Origin of the sequence: Saliniramus sp. (assembly GCF_035311605.1) — a bacterium.
In the GTDB taxonomy this organism is placed as follows: Bacteria; Pseudomonadota; Alphaproteobacteria; order Rhizobiales; family Beijerinckiaceae; genus Saliniramus.
On record NZ_DATGCW010000170.1, the window covers coordinates 1 to 5,683 of the forward strand.

Annotated in this window: 6 protein-coding genes; 2 read left to right on the forward strand and 4 right to left on the reverse strand. The window is 63.0% G+C overall.

Features of this window, described 5'->3' with window-relative positions:
• Together VKP01_RS07950 and VKP01_RS07955 are read right to left on the reverse strand one after the other, a co-directional pair.
• On the reverse strand, nt 1-255 hold a 255-nt coding region (locus VKP01_RS07950), incomplete at its 3' end, for a DUF6544 family protein (RefSeq protein ID WP_324411617.1).
• A gap of 420 nt (nt 256-675) precedes the next feature.
• Complete coding sequence (locus VKP01_RS07955; protein WP_324411618.1) at nt 676-1,221, reverse strand: Crp/Fnr family transcriptional regulator; 546 nt, start codon at nt 1,219-1,221, stop codon at nt 676-678.
• A gap of 67 nt (nt 1,222-1,288) precedes the next feature.
• On the opposite strand from VKP01_RS07955, the gene VKP01_RS07960 reads away from it, so the two are divergent.
• Nucleotides 1,289-1,867, forward strand: a complete 579-nt coding sequence (locus tag VKP01_RS07960; RefSeq protein ID WP_324411619.1) for a hypothetical protein — start codon at nt 1,289-1,291, stop codon at nt 1,865-1,867.
• A 46-nt stretch (nt 1,868-1,913) separates the two neighbouring features.
• Here VKP01_RS07960 and VKP01_RS07965 read toward each other — a convergent pair whose 3' ends face one another.
• Nucleotides 1,914-3,854 carry a copper-translocating P-type ATPase gene (locus tag VKP01_RS07965; protein ID WP_324411620.1) on the reverse strand — a complete coding sequence of 647 codons (1,941 nt, stop codon included), beginning with the start codon at nt 3,852-3,854 and terminating at the stop codon, nt 1,914-1,916.
• A gap of 21 nt (nt 3,855-3,875) precedes the next feature.
• Here VKP01_RS07965 and VKP01_RS07970 point away from each other — a divergent pair, with 21 nt between their 5' ends.
• The gene (locus VKP01_RS07970) at nt 3,876-4,160 is read left to right on the forward strand and encodes a hypothetical protein (protein WP_324411621.1); all 285 of its coding nucleotides are present in this window, start codon (nt 3,876-3,878) and stop codon (nt 4,158-4,160) included.
• 377 nt (nt 4,161-4,537) lie between these two features.
• On the opposite strand, the gene VKP01_RS07975 is transcribed toward VKP01_RS07970, so the two are convergent.
• Entirely contained in the window at nt 4,538-5,473 is a 936-nt protein-coding gene (locus VKP01_RS07975; protein WP_324411622.1) for an IS110 family transposase, read from the reverse strand.
• Between the last annotated feature and the right edge of the window lie 210 nt (nt 5,474-5,683).

Here is a 5,683-nt window from a genome sequence, read left to right on the forward strand (position 1 = left end):
GAACTGCCCGCGCATGGCGATCTCGGCCACCGGCAGGATCGGGGTGCCCGAACGGATCATGAACCGGAAATACCGTTGCGCGGGCTCGGGCAGACCATCGATCATGCCGTCATGAAATGCAACCGGCGCGCTCGGCTGGAGCGCCGCGAGCCGTTGCCAGGCGGTACGGTCGGCATTCCGGTCCAGAAGCTTCAGGAGAAGGAGACCAAGTACCGCAGCGGCGAGCATGAGCAGGATTGCGAGGACAAGTTTCATGAAAGACATGATCTCCGATCACCCATTTGATCATTATCATGCCACGCAGATCTGACGCGATGACCTGCATCAAGGTCGATCATGGCTCACGCAAACGCAGAGGCCGGCATGGCCCATCATAGCGGATCATCCGGAGAATACAGGCGGCATCGCCATTATGCGCACCAATGCCGAAGCCCTCGCGGGCAGGCGCGTCTGATCGTCGAAATGATCGCGCAACACCATCGTCGCGCCTTCGGGTGACCGCCAGGGCATATTGCCCGGGAAGGCGTGTTGACCGCAATGCATGACAAGCGCAAGAGACGGCAAGCTGGTCCACAGACCGATGTGGACAATCATGCCATTGAGATATCGTTATAATTTCGGAAACAAACCCTGATCGGGGTGCTTGCTTTCCTCATCGGTCGGGGCCGGGTTCGGTCAGGATCGGCCTGCCGGCTTCTTGCGCCTGCGCGCCATCTCCCGGTAAAGCGCTTCGCGGGTAACCCCGAGTTCTGCCGCCAGCTCCTGCCGGCGGCCACGCTCGGGAAAGGCGTTACCCTCCGCCAACCAGGCGTCGAGGCGATCCGCCAGGCGCGGAAGAGACCGGATCTCCGCTTTCAACCGTGCCCCCTGGAGGGCGCGCGCGAGGTCCATGGCAAACGCGTTTGCCAGCTCGGAATTGCGTGTCATTTCGGTCCGGAACCATCGTCGGGAGATGACCGCGACTTCGGCATCATCGAGCGCCTGCGCATCACAATGATAGGCCGGCGACCAGACCGACCCCTCCGCCAGAATCATGCCCGGGCCGGCAATATGAAGGAAGAGCGGTGCGCCGTTCTCACGATTTCGACGAACGAGAACAATCCGGCCCGCACGTACCAGGAAGACTGATTGCACCGGATCACCGGTATGGAAAAGCCTCTGGCCGGCTGGAAGCGCCCGCGTCCGGGCTTCGGAGAAAACCTGGTCGAGAATGCGTGACATGATCCTGATCATACGCGTGAAAGCGCACAAGGGATAGAACGCCGCCATATCGATCTGGAGGTACACCATGCTTCGCGTTGCGATTTTGCTCGGCGCCCTGGCCATTCCGTTTGCTGCATCGGCCCAGGACGGGGGGCATTCCCCATATGCCGGAATGGAAACGCGGGAGATCAAGAGCCTGTCGGAAACCGATATCGAGGAATTGCGACGCGGTGGAGGCTGGGGGCTGGCGCTCTCTGCGGAACTCAACGGGGTCCCGGGGCCGGCTCATCTGCTCGCGCTGCGCGACGAAATCGGCCTCTCGGGAGAACAGGTGACGGCAATCGAGGCGATCTTCGAGGAGATGCAGGCCGAAGCGCGGCGCCTCGGTGAGCAACTGATCGACGTGGAGATGGGGATCGAGCATGCGTTTCGCCATGGTGACCTTGATGACGATACGTTGCATGCGTTGATCGGGAAGGCCGAAGCGGTTCGTGCCGAACTGCGTTTCGTGCATCTGTCGCGCCATCTGTCGACACCGCCGCTTCTGACCGAAGATCAGATCGCCACCTATAATCGCCTGCGTGGATATGGCTCGGATCCGTGTGCGCAGGTTCCGGAAGGCCATGATCCGCGGATGTGGCGTCGCCATAACAACTGCGATTGAGGCGGTGAGGCGGCACTGATCCGCGCCGGTCTGTCCCGCTGCCGCGTCAGATCTTCGTGCGGCGCATGAGCTGGGCGTTGATGGCGACGACGACTGTGCTGGCGCTCATGAACAAGGCCCCGACGGCCGGCGACAGGACGATACCCCAGGGCGCCAGGACGCCGGCGGCGGCGGGGAGCGCGAGAATGTTGTACCCGGCCGCCAGCCACAGATTCTGCACCATCTTGCGGCGGTTGAGCCGGCTCAGGCGCAGGATCCGCACGACGTCGAAGGGCCGGCTCCTGACGAGAATGATCCCGGCCGATTGCACCGCGACATCCGTTCCGCTGCCGATCGCGATGCCGACATGGGCACGGCTCAGGGCGGGGGCGTCGTTGATGCCGTCCCCGACCATCGCAACCTTGCGGCCCTGGTCCTGAAGCGCGCGAATGCGGTCATCCTTGTTTTCGGGCAGCACGCCGGCAAACCATTCCTCGATGCCGAGATCCTGCGCGACTGCACGCGCCACGTCTTCGCTGTCGCCGGTCATCATCACGACGCTGATGCCTTCCTCGCGCAACTGCTTCACGGTTTCCCGGCTGTCCTCGCGAGGGCGATCGGCCATGGCGAAAGCGGCGAGGACGGCCTCATCCCTGACCAGATAGACGACCGTATGGCCCTGCTCGCCCTGCTCCTGCGCGAAGCCGTGCAGCGTCTCGCCCGGCTCCAGATCGAGACCGTCCAGCATGTTGGGCCCCCCGACGCGCCATTGGGCGCCATCGATTTCCGCGCGCACGCCACGCCCCTTGCTCGCTTCAAAGCCCGAGGCGCGTGGCACGTCGAGTTCTCCCTCCTCGGCGGCGCGGCGCAAGGCGCGGGCGATCATGTGCTCGGAATCGCCCTCCACGGCTGCCGCGAGCGCGACGGCCCGGTTCCGATCCAGATCCTCGGCGGATTCGATGGCGACCAGGGAATGCTCACCTTCGGTCAGCGTGCCGGTCTTGTCGAAGACGATGGTGTCGAGCGTCCGCGCTTCCTCCAGCGCCATGCGGTCATGCACGAGGATTCCGGCCTTCGCGCCGATCGAAGTGGTATTGGCGAGAACGAGCGGCACGGCCAGCCCCAGCGCATGCGGACAGGCGATGACGAGGACGGTGGCCACCCGCCGCAGGATCGAGATATCCCAGCCGAGCACGAACCACCAGGCGATCGCCGTCAGCACCGCGACGCCGATCGCGACATAGAACAAGGCTGCGGCGGCGCGATCGGCCAGCATCTGGCCGCGGGACCTGGCCTCTTGCGCTTCTTCCACGAGCTTCATGATGCCCGCGAGCGTCGTCTCGTCGCCGACGGCACCCACTTCGATCCGCAGGCTGCCGTCCCCATTGACGGTTCCACCCACGACGTCATCGCCGGATTTCTTGGGAACAGGCCGGGATTCGCCCGTGATCATGGCCTCGTCGACCTCGGATTCCCCCTCGCTGACGGAGCCATCGACAGGAATGCTCGCGCCGGGACGCACGAGTATCAGATCGCCTTCGCTCAGTTCGGAGACGGGGACCTCCTCGGTCTTGCCATCTTCACCCAGACGCTCCGCCTTGTCGGGGAGAAGCTGTGCCAGCTTGTCGAGCGCGCCCGATGCCTGGCGCACACTGCGCATCTCGATCCAGTGCCCGAGCAGCATGACGTCGATCAGCGTCACCAGTTCCCAGAAAAAGGCCTCGCCCTCGAGCACGAACACGGTCGCCATGCTGAAAACGAACGCAACCGTGATCGCGAGCGAGATCAGCGCCATCATGCCGGGTTTGCGCGCGCGCAATTCCGACCAGGCCATCTGCAGGAACGGCAACCCGCCGACGACGAAGACGATGGTCGAGAAGATCGGGCCGACCCAGCCGTCACCCGGGAATGGCGGCAGGCTGAAGCCGAGCCAACCCTGCAGCATCTCGCTGGTCAGAAGAACGGGAATCGACAGGACGAGACTGATCCAGAACCTGCGCTGGAACATCTGCTCGTGACCGGAATGATCATGACCGCCATCATCATCTCCGGAATGGCGTGTCGCGGAACGATCGCCTTGGGTACCATTCCCGGCTTGTTCTTTCTCAGCCTGATCATCCGCCGCACGATCGCGATCATGCGTTTCGTCGTGATTGTTCCGGTTCATGAGAATCCTGTCAGTTTGATGTGCTGCAATGCAGGACGCGGCTCATGCGTGAGCGTCGGCGGATGCCTGCCCCGGAGCGGTCGGCACCAGGCGCGGCACTCAGGTGGTGATGCACAGGCCCATCATGTTCGGCATGCCATCCCCTGACCCCGTCGCGCCCGGTGCGACTTCAAGATAAATCCGGACCCTGCCGAAGGAGGGCCCGGCTTTGCTGATCGAAGCGCCCGGAGGCCCGCACGTTTCTGCGGCTCCCGTATTTCGCGCCATGACAACTCCCGACTTTTCAGAAAGTTCTGCGGCTTCATCATACGAGGCTTTTCGACTTGCCTCGCTACTCACGACCCAAGAGCGTGCGAGGGTTGGTGTGCCGGGAGACCGCAAGGAGCTGGTGGTGCATATCCACCATGACGAAGGATTATCGACCCACATCATGCAGGCCACGCCTCGGCGCCGTGAGCGCGGCGGCGAAGCTTCCGCAGGGAGCGAACGGACCGACCATTGAGCCGCCAGAGTATCCGTGTTGGTCAAGGTAGGGCTGGCGCCCATTTTCGATCATCCCTGATGAGTGCGTTTGCGAGGATGATGAGTTTTCGCATGATGGCGGTTATGGCCTTCTTTGCGGGTTTCCCTGCGGCTATGAAGTGATCGTATTTCGCCTTGAGCTGCGGGTTGAAGCGGATTGCAACAAGTGCCGGCATGTAGAGGGCTTGCCGTAGACTTGCGCGACCACCGCGGATGAAGGCACGCCCGGTCCACGTACCTGACTGGCGAGTAGCCGGAGCCAACCCCGCAAGCGAGGCGGCCTGGCCGTTTTCGAGCGTGCCGAGTTCTGGCATGTCGATGATCATCGCGAAGGCGGTGATCGTGGCGAGGCCCGGGATCGAGACGATGATATCGTAGCGGCGTGCGAGGTCGGGATCAGCCTTGATGAGGGTCATGATCTCCTTTTCGATGGCGCTGACCTGTCGCTCGATCTGCTTGAGTTGCTCGGCGTTCTGACGCTTGAGGATGGGCAGGGTCAGGTTCTTTGCCCTGTTCCTGGCGGCTGTCCGGTTCTTCACGAGAGCTTCGCGGGCCATGTGGAGGTCTTTGAGATCATTGAGAAGATGGCTGCGTGGCGGGCGCGCCTCGAGCTCCAACAGTGCCCCCATGCGTGCCAGCAAGGCGGCATCCAGCGGGTCGGTCTTGGCGTGTTTTCCGGTGGCTTCTGCAAAGCGGCGGGCCTGGCGTGGATTGACCTTGACCAGCGCATGGGCCGCTTGGGCCAGCTTGCGCTCGAAGGATCGATGATAGGGGCCTGTCGGCTCATAGACGATACGCGAACCGGGCTGCCCGGCCCAGTTCAGGAACGCCCTGTGGCCGGTTTTGTCATTGGTAAAGCGCCGGTTCGTGCCGTCACTGAGACGGTGGGCATCGAGATGGTCTTTCGAAATATCGACTCCGATGGTATCGCTGGTCATCTTTCGCTTGTCCTGTGCTTGTCGTCCGCAGCCTGACTGCGGGTATCCGTCCAGGCCTCAAGGGAAAGACGAGGGCGATCCGACTCTAACTCGACCCGTCAAACGGTCAGCGCGTTCACGATCCGACCCTCGCCGCCGGGAGCGGGTGGCCACCCGCTCCCGGCGATCCGTTCTCGCCCATTCGGCAGAGAAAGTCATAAGACAAGCGCG

Bases quoted from the DNA above. Each gene is read 5' to 3' on its own strand.
- VKP01_RS07955 (WP_324411618.1), bottom strand. From the start codon at position 1,221: ATGTCACGCATTCTCGACCAGGTTTTCTCCGAAGCCCGGACGCGGGCG.
- VKP01_RS07975 (WP_324411622.1), bottom strand. From the start codon at position 5,473: ATGACCAGCGATACCATCGGAGTCGATATTTCGAAAGACCATCTCGAT.
- VKP01_RS07970 (WP_324411621.1), top strand. From the start codon at position 3,876: ATGACCGCCATCATCATCTCCGGAATGGCGTGTCGCGGAACGATCGCC.
- VKP01_RS07960 (WP_324411619.1), top strand. From the start codon at position 1,289: ATGCTTCGCGTTGCGATTTTGCTCGGCGCCCTGGCCATTCCGTTTGCT.
- VKP01_RS07965 (WP_324411620.1), bottom strand. From the start codon at position 3,854: ATGTTCCAGCGCAGGTTCTGGATCAGTCTCGTCCTGTCGATTCCCGTT.